Genomic DNA, 23,425 nt, shown 5'->3' on the forward strand with positions numbered 1-23,425 from the left:
CGGGTGACGCGGCCGGGAGCCGCACCGGACGTTCCGTCACATGCCGGGACGGGGAAGGGAGACGCCGGCGGAACCCGACGGTCCGTCACCGCCGTCGACGCTCCGGCCGTCCGGCACGGCCCGCGCCCGGCGGGGTCTCCCGTCCCGCGCGCAGGGGGCGTACGAGCGCGCGGTGCGGTTGACGGAAGGCACACCCGCGCCGCGCCCGGCGGTGCGCGCCGCCGGGCCCGGCACGGTGTCCGGCGCGGCACGGTGTCCGGCGCGGCACGGTGTCCGGCGGCCGGCGCGGGACGGATCCCGTGGCCGGCCGCCGGGCCGGGTCACATCCCGTGCACGGCGGGGACGGTGCCCAGGCGGCCCTTCTGGAAGTCCTCGAAGGCCTGCTTGAGCTCGTCCTGGGTGTTCATGACGAACGGCCCGTAGTGCGCCATCGGCTCACGGATCGGACGTCCGCCGAGCAGCACGACCTCCAGGTCCGGCGTGTTGCCGTCCTGCGACTCGTCGGCACGGACGGTCAGCGAGGACCCCTTGCCGAAGACCGCGGTCTGCCCGGTGCGGACGGGCCGGCGCTCCTCGCCGACACTGCCGCGCCCGGCGAGGACGTACGCGAGGCCGTTGAAGTCCTCGCGCCAGGGGAGGGTCACCTCGGCACCCGGCCGGACGGTCGCGTGGACCATCGTGATCGGGGTGTGCGTGATGCCCGGACCCCGGTGGCCGTCGAGGTCACCGGCGATGACGCGGAGCAGCGCGCCGCCGTCCGGGGAGGCGAGGAGCTGGACCTGGCCACCGCGGATGTCCTGGTAGCGCGGCGCCATCATCTTGTCGGACCTGGGCAGGTTCACCCAGAGCTGGAGGCCGTGGAAGAGGCCTCCGGACATGACGAGCGCCTCCGGCGGCGTCTCGATGTGGAGGAGGCCCGACCCGGCCGTCATCCACTGGGTGTCACCGTTCTCGATGGCACCGCCGCCACCGTTGCTGTCCTGGTGGATGAAGCTCCCGTCGATGATGTACGTGACGGTCTCGAAGCCGCGGTGCGGGTGCCAGGGCGTGCCCTTCGGCTCGCCGGCGGCGTACTCCACCTCACCCATCTGGTCCATCATGATGAACGGGTCGAGGTGCCGGTAGTTGATCCCGGCGAAGGCGCGCCGCACCGGGAACCCCTCGCCCTCGAAACCGCTCGGCGCGGTCGTGACGGTCAGCACGGGACGGGCCACGGCCTCGGCCTGCACGGCGACCTTCGGCAGGGTCAGCGGGTTTTCGACGGTCACTGCGGGCATGGGAGCCACCTCCGGGAGTCTTCTGATCCCAATTTAGTTGAACGGTGAACATCCTGCAAGGCGCCATTCATTCCCGCCGCGCCCCGGACAGCCCTGAGGGCCCGCACCAGGGACGGTGCGGGCCCTCAGGGCACCTCGGACTGACGGGCGCCCGTCAGCCGTACATACGGCGCATCGCGAAGTCCACCATCTGCTCGACCGCCTTGGCGTCGAAGACCATGCGGTGGTCGCCCTCCATGTCCAGGACGAAGCCGTAGCCGGTCGGCAGCAGGTCGATCACCTCGGCACCGGTGATCACGAAGTACTTGGACTCCTTGCCCGCGTAGCTCCGCAGCTCCTTGAGCGTGGTGAACATGGGGATCACCGGCTGCTGGGTGTTGTGGAGGGCCAGGAACCCCGGGTTGTCGCCGCGCGGGCAGTAGACCTTGGCCGTGGCGAAGATCTGCTGGAAGTCCTCCGCGGACATCGAACCGGTCGTGAAGGCCCGTACCGCGTCGGCCAGGGACGGCGGAGAGGGCTCGGGGTACAACGGCTGCTCGCCGTAGCCGCCGCCCATCTGCTGCTGTGCACCCGGGTTCTGGTCGTAGCCATACATGCGGCAAAGAGTAATCGGACACATCTCTGCCTTGAGGGGTTGCGTCTTATTACTGGCGGGTAGCATCATCGTAGAGGTCAGGTGAGAGACCCACGCCCGGCCGTCCGCCGCCCGAACCACACTCCTCCACGGGGCGCTGCGCGCCACTGCTATTGATTACGGAGCCTTCCCATGGGGCACTACAAGTCGAATCTCCGCGACATCGAGTTCAACCTCTTCGAGGTCCTCGGGCGCGACAAGCTGTACGGCACCGGTCCGTTCGCGGAGATGGACGTCGACACCGCGAAGAGCATCCTGGACGAGGTCACCCGCCTCGCCGAGAACGAGCTCGCCGACTCGTACGCCGACGCCGACCGCAACCCGCCGGTCTTCGACCCCGAGACGAACACGGCACCCGTCCCGGGCTCCTTCAAGAAGTCCTACCAGTCGTTCATGGACTCCGAGTACTGGCGCCTGGGTCTGCCCGAGGAGATCGGCGGCACCACCTCCCCGCGCTCCCTGATCTGGGGGTACGCGGAGCTCCTGCTCGGCTCCAACCCGGCCGTCTGGATGTACTCCTCCGGCCCCGCGTTCGCCGGCATCCTCTTCGACGAGGGCAACGAGGCGCAGAAGAAGGTCGCCGAGATCGCCGTCGAGCGGCAGTGGGGCTCGACGATGGTGCTCACCGAGCCGGACGCCGGTTCGGACGTGGGCGCCGGGCGCACCAAGGCGGTCGAGCAGGAGGACGGCTCCTGGCACATCGAGGGTGTGAAGCGCTTCATCACCTCGGGCGAGCACGACATGTCCGAGAACATCCTCCACTACGTCCTGGCACGCCCCGAGGGCGCGGGCCCGGGCACCAAGGGGCTCTCCCTCTTCCTGGTCCCGAAGTTCCACTTCGACTGGACCACCGGTGAGCTCGGTGAGCGCAACGGCGTGTACGCGACGAACGTCGAGCACAAGATGGGCCTCAAGGCCTCGAACACCTGCGAGATGACCTTCGGCGACCAGCACCCCGCCAAGGGCTGGCTGATCGGCGACAAGCACGACGGCATCCGCCAGATGTTCCGCATCATCGAGTTCGCCCGCATGATGGTCGGCACGAAGGCCATCGCGGCCCTCTCGACGGGCTACCTCAACGCACTGGAATACGCCAAGGAGCGCGTCCAGGGCACCGACCTGTCGCAGTTCATGGACAAGACGGCCCCCAAGGTCACCATCACGCACCACCCCGACGTGCGCCGCTCCCTCATGACGCAGAAGGCGTACGCCGAGGGCATGCGCTCCCTCGTGCTGTACACCGCCTCCGTCCAGGACGCGATCCAGGTCAAGGAGGCCGCGGGCGAGGACGCCAAGGCGCTCAACGGCCTCAACGACCTGCTGCTCCCGATCGTGAAGGGCTACGGCTCCGAGAAGTCCTACGAGCAGCTCGCGCAGTCGCTCCAGACATTCGGCGGCTCCGGTTACCTCCAGGAGTACCCGGTCGAGCAGTACATCCGTGACGCCAAGATCGACACCCTGTACGAGGGCACGACGGCGATCCAGGGCCAGGACTTCTTCTTCCGGAAGATCGTCCGCGACCAGGGCGCCTCGCTGAACGCCCTCTCCGAGGAGATCAAGAAGTTCCTCGCGGGTGCCCAGGGCGACGGGGAACTGTCCGGCTCGCTGGACAACCTCGCCAAGGCCGCGGTGGACCTGGAGGCGATCGTCGGCACGATGATCACCGACCTCACCGCGACCGGCGAGGACGTCAAGAACATCTACAAGGTCGGCCTCAACACCACCCGCCTCCTGATGGCGTCCGGCGATGTCGTCGTCGGATACCTGCTGCTCAAGGGCGCCGTGGTGGCCTCCGAGAAGCTGCGCGACGCCTCCGCCAGGGACACCGCCTTCTACCAGGGCAAGATCGCCGCCGCGAAGTTCTTCGCCGCGAACATCCTGCCGGGCGTCTCCGGCGAGCGTGCGCTGGCCGAGGCCGTCGACAACTCGCTGATGGAGCTGGACGAGGCCGCGTTCTAGTCCTCGCCCGAGCCGCTCCGCCACCGCCGCCGTCCGGATCCCTCCGGGCGGCGGCGGTGTCCTGCCCGGGGGCAACTTTCCGGACACGGTCCGCCGGGGGCGGCCGTCCACCGTGGGGGGTGCGCGTCACTCGTCGTTAAAGTGAAGAACATGAGCACTTCCCTCCGCTTCGACCGCGGGCACACCGACGATCTGATGGCCTTCCTGATGGCCAGCCCCTCCCCGTACCACGCCGTGGCCACCGCTGCCGCGCGGCTGGAGAAGGCCGGTTTCCGGCAGGTCGAGGAGACGGACGCGTGGGACGGCTCCACGGGCGGGAAGTACGTCCTGCGGGGCGGTGCGATCGTCGCCTGGTACGTGCCGGAGGGTGCGGACGCCCACACCCCGTTCCGGATCGTGGGGGCCCACACGGACTCCCCCAACCTGCGGGTCAAGCCCCTGCCCGACACGGGCGCGCACGGCTGGCGCCAGGTCGCCGTCGAGGTCTACGGCGGGACGCTCCTGAACACCTGGCTCGACCGGGACCTGGGCCTGGCCGGGCGCGTCTCGCTGCGCGACGGCACGCACCGGCTGGTCGACATCGCCCGCCCCGTCCTGCGCGTCCCCCAGCTGGCCGTGCACCTGGACCGGTCCGCCAACCCCGAGGGGCTCAAGCTCGACCGCCAGAAGCACATGCAGCCGATCTGGGGGCTGGGTGAGGTCGAGGAGGGCGACCTCATCCGCTTCGTCGCCGAGGAGGCGGGCGTCGACCCCGAGGAGATCACCGGCTGGGACCTCATGCCGCACCCCGTCGAGCCGCCGGCCTACCTGGGCCGGGACCGTGAGCTGCTCGCGGGCCCGCGCATGGACAACCTGCTCTCGGTGCACGCCGGGACCGCCGCGCTGGCCGCCGTGGCCGCGCAGCCGGACGGCGAGATCCCGTACATCCCCGTACTGGCCGCCTTCGACCACGAGGAGAACGGCTCCCAGTCCGACACGGGCGCGGACGGACCGCTGCTCGGCACGGTCCTGGAGCGCTCCGTGTTCGCCCGCGGAGGCTCGTACGAGGACCGCGCCCGGGCCTTCGCCGGCACCGTCTGCCTGTCCTCGGACACCGGCCACGCCGTGCACCCCAACTACGCCGAGCGGCACGACCCGACGCACCACCCGGTGGCCAACGGCGGGCCGATCCTCAAGGTCAACGTCAACATGCGCTACGCGACCGACGGCGGCGGCCGCGCCGTGTTCGCCGCGGCCTGCGAGAAGGCGGGCGTGCCCTGGCAGACGTTCGTCTCCAACAACTCGATGCCGTGCGGCACCACGATCGGCCCCATCACCGCGGCACGCCACGGCATCCGGACCGTGGACATCGGTGTGGCGATCCTGTCGATGCACAGCGCGCGCGAACTCTGCGGCGCCGACGACCCGTACCTCCTGGCCAACGCGCTGGCCGCGTTCCTCGCGGGCTGACCCTCCGCCGTCCCAACCTCCCCGGCGGACATGCTTGTTGCCGGGCCGGGTACGCGATCCGTACACCGGCCCGGATTCACCGGGCCGTCGAGGAGGCGGAAATCATGGGACTCGGAGGATGCATTCTCCTGATCGGTGGCGGGGCGATCCTGGCGTTCGCCACGGACTGGGAGATGGACACCGTCAACGTCGACCTGGTCGGCTGGATCATGATGCTCGTCGGCCTCGTCGGGGTCTTCGTCTACGTGAGCATCGCGCGCCGTCGCCGCATGGTCGTGCCGCCCACCACCACCGTCGTCTCGGAGGACGAGCGCCACTACCACTGACGTGCCCGGGCGGGCAGCGCCGCTGGGCGCCGCCGCCCCGGCCCGCCGGACGACGCGGCCCGTTCACGGCCCCGGCGGCCGGTGGCCGGCACGGGTGCCGGCCACCCGGGACGGTGCCGCGGGAGCGGGGCCCTCAGCCCCGGTCGTCCTGTCGGCCCTGGTCGTCCATGCCCGCCAGCACCAGCGGGAGCCTGGACACCCCCGAGGCGGTGACGCTCACGGGCACACCCCAGTCCTGCTGGTGCACATGGCAGGCCGGGTACTCGTTGGCCGGGTCGTCGTCGCAGGACGCAGCCATCGCCGAGACGTGCAGGACGCCCTCGGTGACGCCGTCGGCCAGGACCAGGTCACGGCTCAGATCACTGCCCGGGCCCGCCCCCTCGGCCAGCAGGTCCGGCGGGGTCGAGGAGACCAGCAGCCGGGTGGAGGGGCCGTACCGGGTGTCCAGCTTCTGCCCGGCGGGGGCCTGGAAGACCACGTCCAGCCGCAGCGTTCCGGCGGCGACCTCGGTGGCCGCCCGCTGGGTCCGGTGGGCCCGGTCCGCGACCCGCACGGCCTCCTCGGGAAGCCTCAGCCGGGTCAGCCGGTGCCGTGCGGACTCGACGACGACCAGGTCACCGTCGGCCAGCACCGCGTCGCTCGGCTCCCGCAGATCCGTGGCCAGCGTGGTGACCTCGCCGCTCTCCGGGTCGTACCGCCGCAGCGCGTGGTTGTAGGTGTCGCTCACGGCGACCGAGCCGTCCGGAAGCGCCGTGACGCCCAGCGGATGCTGGAGGAGCGCCTGACCGGCGGGGCCGTCGCGGTGCCCGAAGTCGAAGAGGCCCGTACCGACGGCCGTGTGCACGGCGCCCTCCAGGTCCACCCAGCGCAGCGCGGAGGTCTCGGAGTCGGCGACCCAGAGACGGTCGCCGGCGGCGGCCAGGCCCGACGGCTGCGCGAACCACGCCTCGCCCCCGGGCCCGTCGACCAGCCCCTCGTTGGTCGTACCCGCGGCGACCCGGACCGTGCCCTCACCGGGGTCGTACGTCCACAGCTGGTGCACCCCGGCCATCGCGATCCACAGACGGCCGCCGAACCAGGCGATGTCCCACGGCGACGAAAGGTCCACCTCCGTGGCCGGGCCGCTGGTCGCCGAGCCCTGCCACCACTGGCGACCGGTGCCGGCGAGCGTGCTCGTCACGCCCGTCGTGAGGTCGAGCGCCCTGATCGCGTGGTTGACGGTGTCCGCGACGGCGATCCGGCCGTCGGGCAGCACGGCGAGGCCCTGCGGCTCGCTGAACCGGGCCTCCTCCGGCCCGCCGTCCGCGAAGCCGCGCTCACCGGCGCCGAAGTGGCCCCGCACGGTCTCACCGTCGGCCTCCAGCTCGACCAGGCGGTGCCGGGTGGTGTCCGAGACCAGGAAGCCGCCGTCGGGCAGGGCGAGCGCCTTGCCCGGGAACCGCAGATGCGTGGCGACCGGCTCCGGGGCGACGTAGGGACCGTCGCCGCGCCGCAGGGTGCCCTTCGCCGCGTGCTCGGCCTCCAGCTCCTCGACCAGCTTCGCGATGGCGTGCGCGTGGCCCTCACCGGCGTGCTGGGCCACGACGTAGCCCTCGGGGTCCACGACGACGAGCGTGGGCCAGGCCCGCACGGCGTACTGCTTCCAGGTGGCGAGCTCGGGGTCGTCGAGGACGGGGTGGTGCACCTCGTACCGCTCGACGGCGTCGACCACGGCCTGGTGCTCCGCCTCGTGCACGAACTTCGGCGAGTGGACACCGATGATCACCACGGTGTCGCGGTGCTTCTCCTCCAGCTCGCGGAGCTCGTCGAGCACATGCAGGCAGTTCACACAGCAGAAGGTCCAGAAATCCAGGATGACGATGCGTCCCCGCAGGTCAGCAAGGGTGTACTGCCGGTCGCCTGTATTGAGCCAGCCGCCCTTGCCGATCAGTTCGGGGGCGCGGACACGTGCACGTGCTGTCATGACAACAGTCAACAGCACCGCGGCCTGCGCGCATTCCGGCGAGGCGTCGGGGAACCTGTGATCCATGAGACTTCTCGTACGTGAGCGCGTGTTCGGCATCGGCGACGACTACTGGATCGAGGACGCGGACGGGCACAAGCTCTTCCTCGTCGACGGCAAGGCCATGCGGCTGCGTGACACCTTCGAGCTGAAGGACACCAACGGCCAGGTACTGGTGGAGATCCGCCAGAAGCTGATCAGCATCCGCGACACCATGCTCATCGAGCGCGACGGCGACGAACTCGCCAAGGTCAGGCGGAAGCGGCTCTCACTGCTGCGCAACCACTACCGGGTCAGCCTGGTGGACGGCACCGAGCTGGACGTCAGCGGCAAGATCCTGGACCGCGAGTTCGCCGTCGACTACGACGGCGAACTGCTCGCCCAGATCTCCCGGCGCTGGCTGACGATCCGCGACACCTACGGGATCGACATCGTGCGGGAGGACGCCGACGTGCCCCTGCTCGTCGCGGTCGCGGTGTGTGTGATCGTCCTCGCGGACAAGGAGCGTGACAAGGACCACGACGAGGACTGACGGGCAGGGCGGCCCGTCCCGGCGGCGGTGTCGGCCCTGTTCGCTCCGATGGCCCTGTTTCACGTGAAACAGGGCCATCGGTGCCTGTATGTATGCGTCAGGCCAGCCGGCGCGGGGCGAGGCCCAGGCGGCGGTCCTTGAGGGCCGGGAACTGCTCCCGGGTGGCGGTGGCCCTGGCCGGGTCGAACTCGACGGTCAGCACTTCCTCGTCGGCGCCCGCCTCGGCGAGCACCTCGCCCCAGGGGTCGACGACGATGCTGTGGCCCGCCTGCTCGACCCCCGCGTGGGTGCCCGACGATCCGACCGCCAGGACAAACGCCTGGTTCTCGACGGCGCGGGCCTGCGCCAGCAGCGTCCAGTGCGCGCGCCGGCGCTCCGGCCAGCCGGCCGCGACGACCATGGTCTCGGCCCCTGCGTCGACGAGCCCCCGGAACTGCTCGGGGAAGCGCAGGTCGTAGCAGGTGGCGAGACCGAGGACGGTCTCGGGCAGAGCGACGGTGACCAGCTCCTCACCGGCCCCCATCAGCACGGCCTCGCCCTGGTCGAAGCCGAAGCGGTGGATCTTGCGGTAGGCGGCGGCCCGCTCGCCCTCGGGCGAGAACACCAGCGAGGTGTTGTACAGGGTGCCGTCCCCGGCACGCTCGACGAAGGACCCCGCGTGCAGCCAGACACCGGCCTCGGCGGCGGCCTTCGCCATGACGGCGTGCGTCGGCCCGTCCAGCGGTTCGGCCTCCCCGGCGAACGCGGTGTAGTCGAAGGCACCCACCGGCCAGAGCTCGGGAAGGACGACCAGGTCCGCCCCCCGCTGGGCCACGACCAGTGAAGCCGCGCGCTCTCTACGGGAATTGACCGATTCATCCGGGTTTACTGCAATCTGGATGAGGGAGGCGTGCACACTACCACCGTCCTGGCATGGAAGCCGTCAACGCGGGCCTACGATCGTCACACGAAAGCACTGCCGGGGTGCCTGCTCGCAGCGTAACTTAGCGAGCGAACCTCCCACGCAGCCCGCAGACAGCACCGTCGGTGCCGGCAGAGTCGTCGGCACCCCTGCTCGCCAGCCCATGCACCGCAGAACCGCACGAGGGGTCACGTGACCGTCCATCCCAGCCTCCAGACCTATGCCGATGCCTGGACCCACTCCATCGAGTCGATAGCCGAGCTGGTCAAGCCACTCGTCGAGGGGGAGTGGAACCGCCGCACGCCATGCCCGGGCTGGTCGGTGCGTGACATCGTCTCGCACGTCATCGGCGTGGAGTGCGAGCAGCTCGGCGATCCCCGCCCGATCCACACCCTCCCGCGCGACCTGTACCACGTGCAGAACGACCACCAGCGCTACATGGAGATGCAGGTCGACGTACGGCGCCACCACACCGCGCCGGAGATGACCTCGGAGCTGGAGTACACGCTGATCCGGCGCATGCGCCAGCTGCGCAACGAGTCGCGCGCCCCGGAGACCATGGTGCGGGCCCCTCTGGGCGCCGAGCAGACGCTGGAACTGGCCCTGCGCATGCGGGCCTTCGACGTCTGGGTGCACGAGCAGGACCTGCGTACGACGCTGGGGCAGCCCGGCAACCTGGATTCCCCCGGGGCCCTGATCGTGCGGGACACCCTGCTGGCCGGGCTCGCGAAGGTGGTCGCCAAGGACGCGGGCGCGCCGCACAATTCGGCCGTCGTCTTCGACGTGCACGGCCCGGTCGAGTTCCTGCGGACGGTCAGGGTCGACGGTGAGGGCCGCGGTTCGGTCGACGGCGCACCGTCGCTGGGACCGGTGGCGACCCTGGCGATGGACTGGGAGACGTACTACCGGCTGGCCTGCGGCCGCGTCCGGGCGCAGGCCGTGGAGGACCGGATCAAGATCGAGGGCGACCAGGAGCTGGCGGCGGAGATCCTGCGCCACTTCGCCGTGACCCCGTGACACCGCGCCCGGCGGCGCCCGTCCGCCGGCGGGACCGGGACGGGCGCGCCGGCGGGCGCTGTCAGGCGGGGACGTGTACGGCTTCGACCCGGCTGACCACGTGGTGGTCGCGTTCCCTGTGCGTGGCACTGGCGTACAGCCGCAGGATCTGCACGACGCCGAGCGCCTCCAGGACGAAGACCGAGGCGAACGCGACACGATAGTTGTCCCCCGTCGCGTCCAGCAGGACGCCGACGGCGAACAGCGTCGTCATCGAGGCGATGAAGCCGCCCATGTTCACGATGCCGGAGGCAGTGCCCTGGCGTTCCGGCGGGTTGGCCGGCCGGCCGAAGTCGAAGCCGATCATCGAGGCGGGGCCGCAGGAGCCGAGCACCACGCACAGGGTGATCAGCAGCCACATCGGCGCGTGGTCACCGGGGTAGAAGATCGTGGACGCCCAGAGCAGGGCGGTCAGCGCGACCGTGCCCAGGGCCAGCGGGGCGCGGGCCGCGTGATGGCGGGCGATGACCTGGCCGTAGACCAGTCCCACCACCATGTTGGACAGCACCACCAGGGTCAGCAGTTCACCGGCGGTGCCCCTGCTCAGCCCCTGCGCCTCGACCAGGAAGGGCATGCCCCACAGCAGCAGGAAGACCATGGCGGGGAACTGCGTGGTGAAGTGCACCCACATGCCCAGCCGGGTGCCCGGCTCCCGCCAGGACGCGGCGATCTGCTTCCGCACGTACGCCCCTCCGGCGTGCTCGGCGGGCGGCGGCTCGTGGCCCTCGGGGTGGTCCTTGAGGAAGAGCAGGAGCAGGACCAGCACCACCACGCCCGCCATCGAGCTGCCGACGAAGGTCGTGGTCCAGCCGAAACCGTGCAGCGCGCGGGCGATGAAGAGCGTCGAGACGAGGTTGCCCGCCATCCCGAAGAGCGCGGCCACCTGACCGATCAGTGGCCCGCGCCGCGCCGGGAACCAGCGGGTGCCGAGCCGGAGCACGCTGATGAACGTCATCGCGTCCCCGCAGCCGAGCAGCGCGCGGGAGGCGAGCGCCATGCCGTACGAGGGGGAGAGCGCGAAGCCCAGCTGGCCCACCGTGAACAGCACCACGCCGATGGTGAGGACCTTCTTGGTGCCGAGCCGGTCGACCATGAGGCCCACGGGTATCTGCATGCCGGCGTAGACCAGCAGCTGGAGGATCGAGAACGTCGACAGGGCCGAGGCGTTGACGTCGAACCGGTCGGCGGCGTCGAGTCCGGCGACCCCCAGGCTCGTGCGGAAGATGATGGCGACGAAGTAGACGGCGACCCCGATGCCCCAGACCCAGGCGGCCCGGCGACCGCCGGGCGGGTCTCCGGGCAGGGACAGGGTGGGTGAGGCGGAGCTCATCGGTCATCACCCCGGACCAGCACCTTGACCCGGCTGACGTGGCGCCGTACGACCTGAGCGGCCCCGTCGGCGTCGCCGGCGCGGATGGCCTCCAGCAGCTCGCCGTGCTCGGTGATGTTGGCGGCGATCCGGCCGGGGTGGGCCTCCATCACCGCGACGCCCATGCGCAGTTGCCGGTCCCGGAGCTGGTCGTAGAGGCGCGAGAGGATCTCGTTGCCCGCGTTCTTCACGATCTCGGCGTGGAAGCACCGGTCCTTGACGGACACCTCGGCGAGATCGCCCGCCTCGGCGAGCTCCCGCTGCTCCTCCAGAAGCTGTTCGAGCCGCGCGATCAGCTGTGCCGGGGCGGGCACGGCCTTGCGCGCGGCGAACTCCTCGACGAGCAGCCGGGTCTCCACCACGTCGGAGATCTCCTGCGCGGAGACCGCGAGCACCAGCGCGCCCTTCTTCGGGTAGAGCTTGATCAGCCCCTCGACCTCCAGGCGGAGCAGCGCTTCGCGCACCGGGGTCCGGGAGACGCCGACCGCCTCGGCCAGGTCGCCCTCGGTGAGGAGCGTGCCGCCCTCGTAGCGGCGGTCGAGGACCGCTTCCTTGATGTGGGTGTAGACACGCTCGGCGGCGGGCGGCGGCTTGGGGTGGTCCGCCTTGCGGACCGTGGGGGAGGCAGGGGGCGCGACAGGCATGCACACAGCATAGATACAAGATGGGTGCGTCCGCTCACGCGTCCGCGATCCGGACCCGGACCCGCTCACCGCCGGGCTCCCCGGCGCCCGCGGGCCGCGATCCGGACACCCCGGCGCGGGCCGGGCCGCATCCCGCACCATGGCGGAACTCACCCTCCCGGGTGTACAGCCATTCGGGACCCTCGTGAGTCTCATGACAGGGCGGCACTCCTGATGTGACTGCCCTTCCGGGACATTTGGAGCGTCTACTTTGAGACATGGCATTTCCGGCACCCGCCGCGCTTCCGTCGCGGCCACGGTCGCCCTGACGGCGGGGGCCGTCCTCGCGAGCGGGGCGTTCGCCTCCGCGGCCCGGGCGGCGGCGCCGCCGACTCCCACGGTCACCGCCAAGGGCGGGTTCGTGATGAACGACGGAACGGCGAAGACGCTCTACGGCAAGGCCGCGGACACCCGCCGCTCCACCGGCTCCACGACGAAGATAATGACCGCCAAGGTGGTGCTCGCCCAGAAGAACCTGAACCTCGACGCCAAGGTGACGGTCCAGAAGGCGTACAGCGACTACATCGTCTCCAACACCGCCTCCTCGGCCCGGCTGATCGTCGGCGACAAGGTCACGGTCCGCCAGCTCCTGTACGGCCTGATGCTGCCGTCGGGCTGCGACGCCGCGTACGCCCTGGCCGACAAGTTCGGCACCGGTACCACGCGTGCGGCCCGGGTGAAGTCCTTCATCGGCAAGATGAACGCCTCCGCGAAGAGCCTCGGTCTGAAGAACACCCACTTCGACTCGTTCGACGGCATCGGCGGCGGCTCGAACTACTCCACGCCCCGCGATCTCACGAAGATCGCCAGCAGCGCGATGAAGAACTCCACCTTCCGCGCGATCGTGAAGACGAAGTCGACGAAGCAGAAGGTCACCACGAAGACCGGCGGCTACCGCTACATGTCGTGGACCAACACCAACACCATGCTGGGCAGCTACACCGGCATGATCGGCGTGAAGACCGGCTCGGGCCCGACGGCCAAGTACTGCCTGGTCTTCGCCGCGACCAGGAACGGCAGAACGGTCATCGGCACCGTCCTCACCTCGACGTCCGCGACGACCCGGACGGCCGACGCGAAGAAGCTCCTGGACTACAGCTTCAAGAAGTGACCCGGTACGGGAAGGGGCCCGCCGCATCCCGCGGCGGGCCCCTTCTCCTGCGGCTCACTAGCCCCAGGTGATCAGCCTCTTGGGCTGCTCCAGGACCGCCGCGACGTCCGCGAGGACCTTGGAGCCGAGCTCGCCGTCGACCAGCCGGTGGTCGAAGGAGAGCGCCAGGGTGGTGACCTGGCGGGGCTTCACCTTGCCCTTGTGGACCCAGGGCTGGAGCTTGATCGCCCCGACCGCGAGGATCGCGGACTCGCCCGGGTTCAGGATGGGCGTCCCCGTGTCGACGCCGAAGACCCCGACGTTGGTGATGGTCACCGTGCCGCCGGCCATGGCCGCCGGGGACGTCCTGCCCTCGCGCGCCGTGGACACCAGCTCGCCGAGCGCCTCGGCCAGCTGGGGCAGGGCCTTGTCGTGCGCGTCCTTGATGTTCGGGACGATCAGGCCCCGCGGTGTGGCGGCCGCGATGCCCAGGTTGACGTAGTGCTTCTGCACGATCTCCTGGTTGGCCTCGTCCCAGGCGGCGTTGATCCCCGGGTTGCGCCGGATCGCGACGAGGAGCGCCTTGGCGATGATCAGGAGCGGATTGACCCGGACCCCCGCCATGTCCTTGTCCTCCTTGAGCTCCGCCACCAGCTTCATCGTGCGCGTCACGTCGACGGTCACGAACTCGGTGACGTGCGGCGCGGTGAACGCGCTGCCGACCATGGCCTGCGCGATGGCCTTGCGCACGCCCTTGACCGGGATGCGCGTCTCTCGGCCGGCCGCGGGCACGGCGGCGGCGGGCCCGGGGACGGCGGGCGCCTCCTCGGCCCGCACAGGGGCCTCCGCGGGGGCCGGTGCGGCGGCCGCGTGGACGTCCTCGCGGGTGATGACCCCGCCCTCACCGGTCGGGACGACGGCGGCGAGGTCGATGCCCAGGTCCTTCGCCAGCTTGCGCACCGGCGGCTTGGCCAGCGGGCGGCTCTCGGGGGCCTTGGCACCGTGGCCGTTGATCTCGGCCTGGATCGCGGCGGCGGCCGGACCCGGGATCTCGGCGCCCTTGCGGGCCCTGCGCCTGGTGGAGGTCTCGGCCACGCCGTACCCCACGAGCACCGGCTGGCGGCCCTTGGGGGCTTCCGGCTCGGCCTCCGGCACGGCCGCCGGGGCCACCGGCTCCCGGACGGGCTCCGCGGCGGCAGGGGCGTCACCGCTGCCCGGCGCCACGTCGACCGCGATGATCACCTCGCCGACGTCCACGGTCGTGCCCTCGGGGAAGCGCAGCTCGTGCACCACCCCGTCGAACGGGATCGGCAGCTCCACGGCGGCCTTGGCGGTCTCGACCTCGCACACCACCTGGCCGTCGGTGACGGTGTCACCGGGCTGGACGAACCACTTGAGGATCTCCGCCTCGGTGAGTCCCTCGCCCACGTCGGGCATCTTGAACTCGCGGAAACGAGCAGACGTTTCGGTCATCGTCGTCACGGCCCTCTCCTCAGTACGCAAGCGAGCGGTCGACGGCGTCGAGCACCCGGTCGAGACCCGGCAGGTACTCGTCCTCGAGCCGGGCCGGCGGGTAGGGGGCGTGGTAGCCGCCGACCCTCAGTACCGGTGCTTCGAGATGGTAGAAGCAGCGCTCGGTGATCCGCGCCGCGATCTCCGCCCCGGAACCGTAGAACACCGGGGCCTCGTGGACCACCACGAGCCTGCCGGTCCGCTCGACCGAGGTCTGTACGGCGTCGAAGTCGATCGGGGACATCGACCGCAGGTCCAGGACCTCGACCGACTTGCCCTCCTCCTGCGCCGCGGCGGCCGCCTCCAGGCAGACCTTCACCATCGGCCCGTACGCGACGAGCGTCAGGTCGGATCCCTCGCGGACGACGGCGGCCTTGTGGAGCGGGCCGGGGATGGACTCGGTGTCGAGCTCGCCCTTGTCCCAGTAGCGCCGCTTGGGCTCGAAGAAGATGATCGGATCGTCCGACTGGACGGCCTGCTGCATCATCCAGTAGGCGTCGCTCGCGTTGGACGGCGAGACGACCTTCAGCCCCGCCACGTGCGCGAACAGCGCTTCGGGCGACTCGCTGTGGTGCTCGACGGCACCGATGCCGCCGCCGTACGGGATGCGGATGACGACCGGCATCTTGATCTTGCCGAGCGCACGGGCGTGCATCTTGGCGAGCTGCGTGACGATCTGGTCGTACGCGGGGAAGACGAAGCCGTCGAACTGGATCTCGACGATCGGGCGGTAGCCGCGCAGGGCCAGGCCGATCGCCGTGCCGACGATGCCGGACTCCGCGAGCGGGGTGTCGATGACCCGGCCCTCGCCGAAGTCCTTCTGGAGGCCGTCCGTGATGCGGAAGACCCCGCCGAGCTTGCCGACGTCCTCGCCCATGATGAGGACCTTGGGGTCGGTCTCGAGCGCCTTGCGCAGCGACTCGTTGAGCGCCTTCGCGAGGGACATCTTCTCAACGGCCATGGCTAGTTGCCCTCCTCGGCGAACGATGCCTGGTAGGCGGCGAACTGGGCGCGCTCCTCGTCGACGAGCGGATTGCCGTCGGCGTAGGCGTGGTCGAAGATCGCGAGCCGGTCGGGGTCGGGCATGGACCGCACCGCTTCGCGCACGCGCTTGCCGAGGGCCTCGCTCTCCTCCTCCAGCGCGGTGAAGAACGCCGCGTCGGCGAGGTCCTGCTTCTCCAGGTACGTACGCAGCCGCAGGATCGGGTCCTTGGCCTCCCAGGCCGCCCGCTCCTCGTCCGCCCGGTACTTGGTCGGGTCGTCGGAGGTGGTGTGGGCGCCCATCCGGTAGGTGAACGCCTCGACGAGGGTCGGCCCCTCGCCCCGCCGGGCACGCTCCAGCGCCGACCTGGTGACGGCCAGGCACGCCAGCACGTCGTTGCCGTCCACCCGGATCCCGGGGAAGCCGAAGCCCTGCGCACGCTGGTAGAGCGGCACGCGGGTCTGCTTCTCGGTCGGCTCGGAGATCGCCCACTGGTTGTTCTGGCAGAAGAACACGACGGGGGCGTTGTAGACGGCGGAGAAGGTGAACGCCTCCGCGACGTCGCCCTGGCTGGAGGCCCCGTCGCCGAAGTACGCGATCACGGCCGAGTCCGCGCCGTCCTTGGCGACGCCCATGGCGTAGCCGGTGGCGTGCAGGGTCTGCGAGCCGATGACGATCGTGTAGAGGTGGAAGTTGTTGGTGCTCGGGTCCCAGCCGCCGTGGTTCACGCCGCGGAACATGCCGAGCAGGTTGGTCGGGTCGACACCCCTGCACCAGGCGACGCCGTGCTCCCGGTAGGTCGGGAAGACGTAGTCGTCGTCGCGCAGCGCGCGGCCGGAGCCGATCTGCGCGGCCTCCTGGCCCAGCAGCGAGGCCCACAGGCCCAGCTCGCCCTGGCGCTGCAGCGCGGTGGCCTCCGCGTCGAACCGCCGCGTCAGGACCATGTCCCGGTAGAGGCCGCGGAGCTCGTCCGCGCTCAGGTCGATCTCGAAGTCAGGGTGCTCGACGCGCTCGCCCTCGGGCGTCAGCAGCTGTACCAGCTGGGGGCCGGTGCCCTCCGCCGTCTTCGCGGGCGTCTTCGCGGCGCTGGTCCGCTTGCTGCTGCGTCGCGGTTTGCGCGCGGCAGTGCTCTCCACGGTCACGTGCGTGCTCCTCCGTCGGTCCGGCCCCCGGGGTGGCCGGGAACCAGTGCGGCTCGCCTGTGTCCGGACCCGTGCACGGGGTGGGTGCCGCTCGGCCGGGAACAGGCGTGACAGGTGCCCCGGCGAGCGTCCTGTCATAAGCACGTTACCCAGTGCATCGCATAACTGCGAAACACCTTGTGACCTGCGATTTTGCTTGGATTTCCAAGTAAATCCAGAAAATCGCGAACTCCCGCTGGTCACAGCACTGGTAACACCCTGGCAGGCGGCCGGAACAACGGCACGTTATCCCGGCCGGCAGGCGCAGGGAAGGGCGGACGACAAAGGAGTGTGTGAGACTGCGGATGTGCGCGAAGAAGGAAAAATCACGGTATTCCTGCTCGATGATCACGAAGTGGTCCGGCGCGGGGTGCACGAGCTGCTGTCCGCCGAGGAGGGCATCGAGGTCGTGGGCGAGGCCGGCACGGCCGCGGACGCGCTCGCCCGGATCCCGGCCACCCGGCCCGACGTCGCCGTCCTGGACGTACGCCTGCCGGACGGCAGCGGGGTGGAGGTCTGCCGCGAGGTCCGCTCGAAGGACGAGTCCATCAAGTGCCTGATGCTCACCTCGTACGCCGATGACGAGGCCCTCTTCGACGCGATCATGGCGGGCGCCTCCGGGTACGTGCTGAAGGCCATCCGCGGCAACGAGCTGCTCAGCGCCGTACGCGACGTGGCGGCCGGCAAGTCCCTGCTGGACCCGGCGGCCACCGCCCGGGTGCTGGAGCGGCTGCGGGAGGGCAAGGACGGCAAGGGTGACGACCGCCTGGCCGGGCTCACCGACCAGGAGCGCAGGATCCTCGACCTGATCGGTGAGGGCCTGACGAACCGGGTGATCGGCGAGCGGCTGCACCTCGCCGAGAAGACCATCAAGAACTACGTCTCCAGCCTGCTCTCCAAGCTGGGCATGGAGCGGCGGTCGCAGGCGGCGGCCTATGTGGCGAGGCTCCAGGCCGAGAAGCGCTGAGGCGGCGTACGCAGGGACTTTGGTCCCTGGCCGACGGGGGCGGCGGACTCTTACACGGCCCCTACCCGTACCCGAGAGTGGAAGCCATGCTCTCCTCCCGCCCCTCCGACACCGGGACCGCGAAGGGTTCCGGCACCACCGGCCCCTCCGGAGCCGCCGCCCCCTCCGTCATCGCCGCGGCCTCCGGTACGGACACCTCCCGCGCCATCGCGCTGCTCGGCAGCGTCCGCTACGGCCGGCTGGCCATGAGCATGCGGGCCCTGCCCTTCCTGGCGGTGGCCCGGCACCTGGTGATCGAGGGGCGCGTCGTCCTGCGGATGCACCGGGGGCTCGGCTTCCACGAGTCCTGCGACGGAAGCGTCGTCGCCTACGGGGCGGACAACTTCAACGCGCCCGTGGCCGGCGACGGGTCCGGGCGCATCCTCGGGGACACCTCCACGGGCACACCCGGCGGAACGGGCGGGGCCTCGTCCGCAAGCACCCGCGAGGGCACCAGCGGCCTCTGGTCGGTGCAGTTCACCGGCCCCGTCGAGATCATGGAACCGGCCCCCGGCCAGCGTGAACGCTTCGGGACGGGCCCGGCCGAGGTGAACGGCGAACGCTTCGATCCGGTGTACCTCCGCCTCGATCCGCACCTCGCCCACATGCACACTCTGAGCTTCGGCGCAAGTCCGTCAGGGCGGACACGTAGCGTCACTTAACATGTGTCGAGTGCTGCGCTCATCTGTGACCCTTCCACCTGTCCCTCCGGTCGACGAGGTGCTGCGGCGCTATCCGGACGCGGGCGAGCCCCTCGCCTGCGAGACCCTCAACAAGGGCCTGCTCAACCACGGTTATCGCGTCTCCACCACCCGTGGCTCGTACTTCCTCAAGCACCATCTCGACAAGCACCACCTCGACGACGCCAGCGGCGATCACGCCACGATCGTCCGGCAGCACCGGGCGACCCAGCAGCTGCACTCCCTCGGCGTCCCGGTAGCTCCGCCCCTGGCGGACACGGAGGGTGACACGGTCACGGTGATTGACGGGCAGTGCTACGCCCTGCACCGGTGGGTGGACGGCCTCCACCGGGACGGCACCCAGCTGACGACCGCCCAGTCCCGTCGGCTCGGGGCGCTCCTCGGCACCGTACACATGGGTCTGGAACAGGTCATGGAGGAGGACCCGCCGCCTCCGGTACGCGGGCAGAGCCCCGATCCCGCCGACACGTTCACGCTGATCGACGAGTTGCTGACGGCCGCACGGCGGCGTGGCCCGCGGGACGCGTTCGACGAGCTCGCCGTACACCGTCTCGTCGAACGGCGCGCCCTGCTGGAACGGCACGCCCACCGCCGCCCGCCCACGCCCGAGGGCTCCGCCCGGGGATGGGTGCACGGTGACTTCCACCCGCTGAACCTGCTCTACCGGGGCGCCGATCCCGTCGCGATCGTCGACTGGGACCGACTCGGCGTGCAGCCGCGAGCGGAGGAGGCGGTACGGGCGGCGGCGATCTTCTTCGTCCGCCCCGACGGGAAGCTGGCGCTGGAGAAGATCCGGGCGTACGCCCGCGCCTACCGGCGGTCGGCGGGCGCGGGGGCCGCGGAGCTGGCGGCCGCGGTGCACCGGGTGTGGTGGGAGCGCCTCAACGACTTCTGGATACTGCGCTGGCGCTACCGCCTGCACGACCGCAGGGCCGACCCGCAGTTCCCTGCGGTGTCGGCCCTGGCGGTGTGGTGGACGCGGGAGTACGAGGCGGTCGGCGAGGCCTTCACGGGGTGAAGGCCTCCGTCACCGCTCGACCGGCCCCGTCACTCCCCTGTGGTGCCCGCCTGTCCCGCGGCGGATCCCGCGGCGGCTCCGGCCTGGGTGCCGGCGGTGGTGCCCTCCACGGTGCCTCCGGAGTCGTCCCCGGTGCTCCCCTCGTCGGTGCCGCCGTCGGTGGTGCCACCGTCGTCCCCGGTGCCGCCGTCCGTCGTCGTGCTGCCGTCACTCGTGCCCGGCGCCGGTGAGGAGGGGGTCACGGTGGGCTTCGAGGTCTGCCGGGTCGGGCCCTCCGACGGGGTCCACGTCGGGTCGTTGTTCTGCCACGTCTGCCCGCCCGTGGAGTCGTCCGGCTCCTGGGTCTCCTCGGTCTCCTCGTCCGTCGGCTCGGGTGAGGAGGGGGTCGGCGAGGGGCTCACCGTCGCGGAGGGCGTGGTCGGGGACTTCGTGCCCCCGCTGTCGCCGCTCGCCGCCTGGAGGGCGAACGCGACGCCCGCGCCGATCGCGATCAGCGCGAGGAGGACGAAGAGCCACATCTTGCTGCGGCCGCCGCCGTTGTGATGACCACCCGCGTACCCGCCGTCGTCCGGGTTCATCGGGGGCAGGATCGGGCCCTGCGAGGTGTCCCCGTGCATGGGGTGCCCCATGGCGGCCGTGTTGCCGCCGACGTTCATCGCCGCCGTGTGGCCGACGTCGTGCGCGTTGACCGGGCCGGTGTTCCAGGTGCCCGTGTGCCCGCCCTGCACCTGGAGCATCTGCAGGCTGTACTGGACCAGGCCGCGCATCTCCTCGGCGCTCTGGAACCGGTCGTCCGGGTCCTTCGCGAGGGAGCGCATGACGAGCCCGTCCAGCTCCGGCGGGACGGACCCGGCGACGTCGGACGGCGGGACCGGCATGTCCTGGACGTGCTGGTACACGACGGAGAGCGGGGTCTCGCCCGTGAAGGGGGGCCGCAGGGCGAGCAGCTCGTAGAGCAGGCAGCCGGTGGCGTACAGGTCGGAACGGTGGTCGACCGCCTTGCCGAGCGCCTGCTCGGGGGAGAGGTACTGGGGCGTGCCCATGACCATGCCGGTCTGGGTCATCGTCGACTGGGCCCCGTGCAGGGCACGGGCGATGCCGAAGTCCATCACCTTGACCGCGCCGGAGTGCGTGATGATCACGTTCGCCGGCTTGATGTCCCGGTGCACGATGCCGTGCTGGTGGGAGTAGGCCAGGGCCTCCAGAACGCCCGAGACGATGATCAGCGCCTGCTCGGGCGGCGGGGCCTCGGCCTCCAGCAGCAGATCACGGATGGTGTTGCCCTCGACGAGCTCCATCACGATGTAGGGGACGGTCGCCCCGCCCACGATGTCCTCGCCGGAGTCGTACACGGCGACGATCGCGTGGTGGTTGAGCCCCGCGACCGACTGTGCCTCGCGGGTGAAGCGGGCCTTGGACACCGGGTCCTCGGCGAGATCGGAACGGAGCAGTTTCACCGCCACCGTGCGTCCCAGACGGACGTCCTCCGCGGCATAGACCTCGGCCATACCGCCGCGGCCCAGCCGGTGCGTCATGCGGTAGCGGCCGTCCCCGACCACACCGCCGACACCCCAGGAGTCGGTGCCATCCGAAACTCCGCCGCCGTTTGCTTCGGAATCGGGTGCCATCAGTCCTCGCCGTCGTATCTGTCCGCGCGTCCGCGGGTTCTCACGGTGCTTTGCTGCATTGCCACGTCACGCTACAGGCTCTGCCCGGCACACCGGTTTCCAGAGTGACGGGCCATCCAATCGGCTCGCGCGCCGTACGCGCAAATTCGATGCGCATCCTGTAACGCTTCCGAGACGCTTCCCGTGCGTAGGGTCACGGAACGGGCACCGCGCTTGACGTGTCGTACCCCTCGGGCAGACTTGGCCCGTACTAGGGATGATCGCGTCCGCCGGGCGCCGAGGGGGATGCAAGTCATGAGCCACGACGGCGCACACGGGCGGTACGCGGGCGGATCCGTGGCCGGCGGCCGGTACCAGCTGCGTGACCTGCTCGGCGAGGGCGGCATGGCCTCCGTGTACCTCGCGTACGACTCCGCCCTGGACCGGCAGGTGGCCATCAAGACCCTGCACACCGAGCTGGGACGCGAGCAGTCCTTCCGTGAGCGGTTCCGGCGCGAGGCGCAGGCCGTCGCCAAGCTGCAGCACACCAACATCGTCTCGGTCTTCGACACGGGCGAGGACGAGCTCGGCGGCGCGCTGATGCCGTACATCGTCATGGAGTACGTCGAGGGGCAGCCGCTCGGCTCCGTGCTCCAGGCGGACATCCAGCAGTACGGCGCCATGCCCGCCGACAAGGCCCTCAAGGTGACGGCCGACGTGCTCGCCGCCCTGGACACCAGCCACGAGATGGGCCTGGTCCACCGGGACATCAAGCCCGGCAACGTGATGATGACCAAGCGCGGCATCGTCAAGGTGATGGACTTCGGGATCGCCCGCGCGATGCAGTCGGGCGTCACCTCGATGACCCAGACGGGCATGGTCGTCGGCACCCCGCAGTACCTCTCCCCCGAGCAGGCGCTCGGCCGCGGTGTCGACGCGCGCTCCGACCTGTACTCGGTCGGCATCATGCTCTTCCAGCTCCTGACGGGCCGCATCCCGTTCGACGCGGACTCCGCGCTCGCCATCGCGTACGCGCACGTGCAGGAGGAGCCGGTCGCGCCGTCCAGCATCAACCGCTCGGTCACTCCCGCGATGGACGCCCTCGTCGCCCGCGCGCTGAAGAAGAACCCGAACGAGCGCTTCCCGAGCGCCTCGGCGATGCAGGACGAGATCGCGCGCGTGCTGAGCGCGGGCGGCCCCGCGGGCGCTCCCGTGATCATCGGTGGTGGCGGGGGTCCGGCGAACAGCGGATCGGGCGTCGGCTCGGCCGTCTTCCCGCCCGTCGACCAGACCGCCCCGGCACCGCACGGCGTGCAGACGCCCTACCAGCCGCACCCCCACCAGCAGCACCAGCCGGGCCCCTACGGCACGCCGACGCCCACGCCCGGCTACGGCTACCCGCAGGCGGCCCAGCCGTACGGGAGCCCGGCGCACCTGGGGCCGCGGACACCGCCTCCGTACACGATGTCCCCGCAGACGGCGGCGGGTACGGCCGGCCGCGCGTCCAAGCGCAACATGCCGGTCGTCGTGGGGTCGATCGTCGTCGCCCTCGTCGCGATCGGCGGCCTCGTCGCCTTCCTCAACCTTCAGGACGACACGGGCAACGGCGGGGGCGCCGAGCCGGGCGCGAGCGGGTCGGCCGTGGCCGGCGAGCACAAGGCTCCGGAGCGGAACCGGACGATGAAGGTGGAGAAGTGCACCGACGCCACGGAGGACAGCGATGATCCGGCGAAGGTCCAGGCTCCGAGCTTCATGTACAAGGACATCCAGTCCGCCAAGAACTGCACCGACGCGGCCGGCTGGACGGTCAAGGTGATCGAGGTGAAGGGCAACACCTACGCCGAGGACCAGGTCATCGACCAGTTCCCGTCCTCGGGTACGGCCGTGCCCGAGCGGGGCGCCCACTTCGAGCTGAGGATCTCCACGGGCGACCCGGCCTGACGGGCCTTCCCGCCTGCCTTCGCCGTCCCGGCGCTCGTCCGCCTTCTTCCCTTCCCTTCTTCTCTTCCCGTCTTCCCTTCCCACGCTCGTCCTCCTCCTGGCACTCGTCTTCCTCCTGGCACTCGTCTCCGTTCCGTGATCGACATCGTTCCGGTGACCGTCGCGTGCTTTTGACCGTCGCGTTCTGGTGATCGTCAGG

General features: G+C 70.7%; 20 protein-coding genes. 10 read left to right on the forward strand and 10 right to left on the reverse strand.

Annotated elements, in window-relative coordinates; genetic code table 11:
- Positions 1-320: 320 nt before the first annotated feature.
- Entirely contained in the window at positions 321-1,277 is a 957-nt protein-coding gene (locus ACFVS9_RS10125; protein WP_383113177.1) for a pirin family protein, read from the reverse strand.
- Positions 1,278-1,431: 154 nt separating this feature from the next.
- Complete coding sequence (locus ACFVS9_RS10130) at positions 1,432-1,872, reverse strand: SseB family protein (protein WP_383113176.1); 441 nt, start codon at positions 1,870-1,872, stop codon at positions 1,432-1,434.
- A gap of 171 nt (positions 1,873-2,043) precedes the next feature.
- On the opposite strand from ACFVS9_RS10130, the gene ACFVS9_RS10135 reads away from it, so the two are divergent.
- The 3 genes from ACFVS9_RS10135 to ACFVS9_RS10145 all read left to right on the forward strand — a co-directional run bounded on the left by ACFVS9_RS10135 (position 2,044) and on the right by ACFVS9_RS10145 (position 5,645).
- Entirely contained in the window at positions 2,044-3,870 is a 1,827-nt protein-coding gene (locus tag ACFVS9_RS10135) for an acyl-CoA dehydrogenase (RefSeq protein ID WP_383113175.1), read from the forward strand.
- A gap of 150 nt (positions 3,871-4,020) precedes the next feature.
- Entirely contained in the window at positions 4,021-5,319 is a 1,299-nt protein-coding gene (locus tag ACFVS9_RS10140) for a M18 family aminopeptidase (RefSeq protein WP_383113174.1), read from the forward strand.
- A 104-nt stretch (positions 5,320-5,423) separates the two neighbouring features.
- On the forward strand, positions 5,424-5,645 hold the full coding sequence (locus ACFVS9_RS10145; protein ID WP_383113173.1) for a DUF6458 family protein: 222 nt from the start codon (positions 5,424-5,426) through the stop codon (positions 5,643-5,645).
- 133 nt (positions 5,646-5,778) lie between these two features.
- Here ACFVS9_RS10145 and ACFVS9_RS10150 read toward each other — a convergent pair whose 3' ends face one another.
- Positions 5,779-7,608, reverse strand: coding sequence for an NHL domain-containing thioredoxin family protein (locus ACFVS9_RS10150; RefSeq protein ID WP_389931323.1), 1,830 nt, complete (start codon positions 7,606-7,608; stop codon positions 5,779-5,781).
- Between the two features lie 64 nt (positions 7,609-7,672).
- Here ACFVS9_RS10150 and ACFVS9_RS10155 point away from each other — a divergent pair, with 64 nt between their 5' ends.
- Positions 7,673-8,179 carry an LURP-one-related/scramblase family protein gene (locus tag ACFVS9_RS10155; protein WP_389931325.1) on the forward strand — a complete coding sequence of 169 codons (507 nt, stop codon included), beginning with the start codon at positions 7,673-7,675 and terminating at the stop codon, positions 8,177-8,179.
- A gap of 97 nt (positions 8,180-8,276) precedes the next feature.
- On the opposite strand, the gene ACFVS9_RS10160 is transcribed toward ACFVS9_RS10155, so the two are convergent.
- Positions 8,277-9,074: a carbon-nitrogen family hydrolase gene (locus ACFVS9_RS10160; protein WP_383113170.1), complete on the reverse strand. Its 798-nt coding sequence runs from the start codon at positions 9,072-9,074 to the stop codon at positions 8,277-8,279.
- 198 nt (positions 9,075-9,272) lie between these two features.
- Between ACFVS9_RS10160 and ACFVS9_RS10165 the strand changes: the two genes are divergently transcribed.
- Positions 9,273-10,097, forward strand: a complete 825-nt coding sequence (locus ACFVS9_RS10165) for a maleylpyruvate isomerase family mycothiol-dependent enzyme (RefSeq protein WP_383113169.1) — start codon at positions 9,273-9,275, stop codon at positions 10,095-10,097.
- Positions 10,098-10,158: 61 nt separating this feature from the next.
- On the opposite strand, the gene ACFVS9_RS10170 is transcribed toward ACFVS9_RS10165, so the two are convergent.
- Positions 10,159-11,466: a nitrate/nitrite transporter gene (locus tag ACFVS9_RS10170; RefSeq protein WP_383113168.1), complete on the reverse strand. Its 1,308-nt coding sequence runs from the start codon at positions 11,464-11,466 to the stop codon at positions 10,159-10,161.
- Positions 11,463-12,149 (reverse strand): GntR family transcriptional regulator, encoded by a 687-nt coding sequence (locus tag ACFVS9_RS10175; protein WP_383113167.1) that lies wholly within the window; start codon positions 12,147-12,149, stop codon positions 11,463-11,465. Before ACFVS9_RS10175 ends, ACFVS9_RS10170 begins: the two co-directional genes overlap by 4 nt.
- 250 nt (positions 12,150-12,399) lie before the next feature.
- On the opposite strand from ACFVS9_RS10175, the gene ACFVS9_RS10180 reads away from it, so the two are divergent.
- A complete protein-coding gene (locus ACFVS9_RS10180) occupies positions 12,400-13,299 on the forward strand; it encodes a D-alanyl-D-alanine carboxypeptidase family protein (RefSeq protein WP_389931327.1) in 900 nt (299 codons plus the stop codon).
- 57 nt (positions 13,300-13,356) lie between these two features.
- Here the strand turns inward: ACFVS9_RS10180 and ACFVS9_RS10185 are convergent, their stop codons facing one another.
- The 3 genes from ACFVS9_RS10185 to pdhA are packed head-to-tail and all read right to left on the reverse strand — an operon-like array spanning position 13,357 to position 16,914.
- Complete coding sequence (locus ACFVS9_RS10185) at positions 13,357-14,760, reverse strand: dihydrolipoamide acetyltransferase family protein (protein WP_389931328.1); 1,404 nt, start codon at positions 14,758-14,760, stop codon at positions 13,357-13,359.
- 10 nt (positions 14,761-14,770) lie between these two features.
- Positions 14,771-15,751 carry an alpha-ketoacid dehydrogenase subunit beta gene (locus tag ACFVS9_RS10190; RefSeq protein ID WP_383112710.1) on the reverse strand — a complete coding sequence of 327 codons (981 nt, stop codon included), beginning with the start codon at positions 15,749-15,751 and terminating at the stop codon, positions 14,771-14,773.
- 2 nt (positions 15,752-15,753) lie between these two features.
- On the reverse strand, positions 15,754-16,914 hold the full coding sequence (pdhA, locus tag ACFVS9_RS10195; RefSeq protein WP_383112711.1) for a pyruvate dehydrogenase (acetyl-transferring) E1 component subunit alpha: 1,161 nt from the start codon (positions 16,912-16,914) through the stop codon (positions 15,754-15,756).
- Positions 16,915-17,260: 346 nt separating this feature from the next.
- Here pdhA and ACFVS9_RS10200 point away from each other — a divergent pair, with 346 nt between their 5' ends.
- From ACFVS9_RS10200 to ACFVS9_RS10210, 3 genes are all read left to right on the forward strand, one after another.
- The gene (locus ACFVS9_RS10200) at positions 17,261-17,920 is read left to right on the forward strand and encodes a response regulator (protein WP_383112712.1); all 660 of its coding nucleotides are present in this window, start codon (positions 17,261-17,263) and stop codon (positions 17,918-17,920) included.
- A gap of 86 nt (positions 17,921-18,006) precedes the next feature.
- The gene (locus tag ACFVS9_RS10205) at positions 18,007-18,621 is read left to right on the forward strand and encodes a hypothetical protein (protein WP_389931330.1); all 615 of its coding nucleotides are present in this window, start codon (positions 18,007-18,009) and stop codon (positions 18,619-18,621) included.
- A 58-nt stretch (positions 18,622-18,679) separates the two neighbouring features.
- Positions 18,680-19,678 (forward strand): phosphotransferase, encoded by a 999-nt coding sequence (locus ACFVS9_RS10210; RefSeq protein WP_389931484.1) that lies wholly within the window; start codon positions 18,680-18,682, stop codon positions 19,676-19,678.
- Positions 19,679-19,707: 29 nt separating this feature from the next.
- On the opposite strand, the gene ACFVS9_RS10215 is transcribed toward ACFVS9_RS10210, so the two are convergent.
- Entirely contained in the window at positions 19,708-21,306 is a 1,599-nt protein-coding gene (locus tag ACFVS9_RS10215) for a protein kinase (protein ID WP_383112714.1), read from the reverse strand.
- Positions 21,307-21,600: 294 nt separating this feature from the next.
- On the opposite strand from ACFVS9_RS10215, the gene ACFVS9_RS10220 reads away from it, so the two are divergent.
- Positions 21,601-23,226, forward strand: a complete 1,626-nt coding sequence (locus ACFVS9_RS10220; RefSeq protein ID WP_383112715.1) for a protein kinase — start codon at positions 21,601-21,603, stop codon at positions 23,224-23,226.
- The last annotated feature ends 199 nt before the right edge of the window (positions 23,227-23,425 follow it).

This window comes from Streptomyces sp. NPDC058008 (genome assembly GCF_042886395.1).
Classification (GTDB): Bacteria; Actinomycetota; Actinomycetes; order Streptomycetales; family Streptomycetaceae; genus Streptomyces.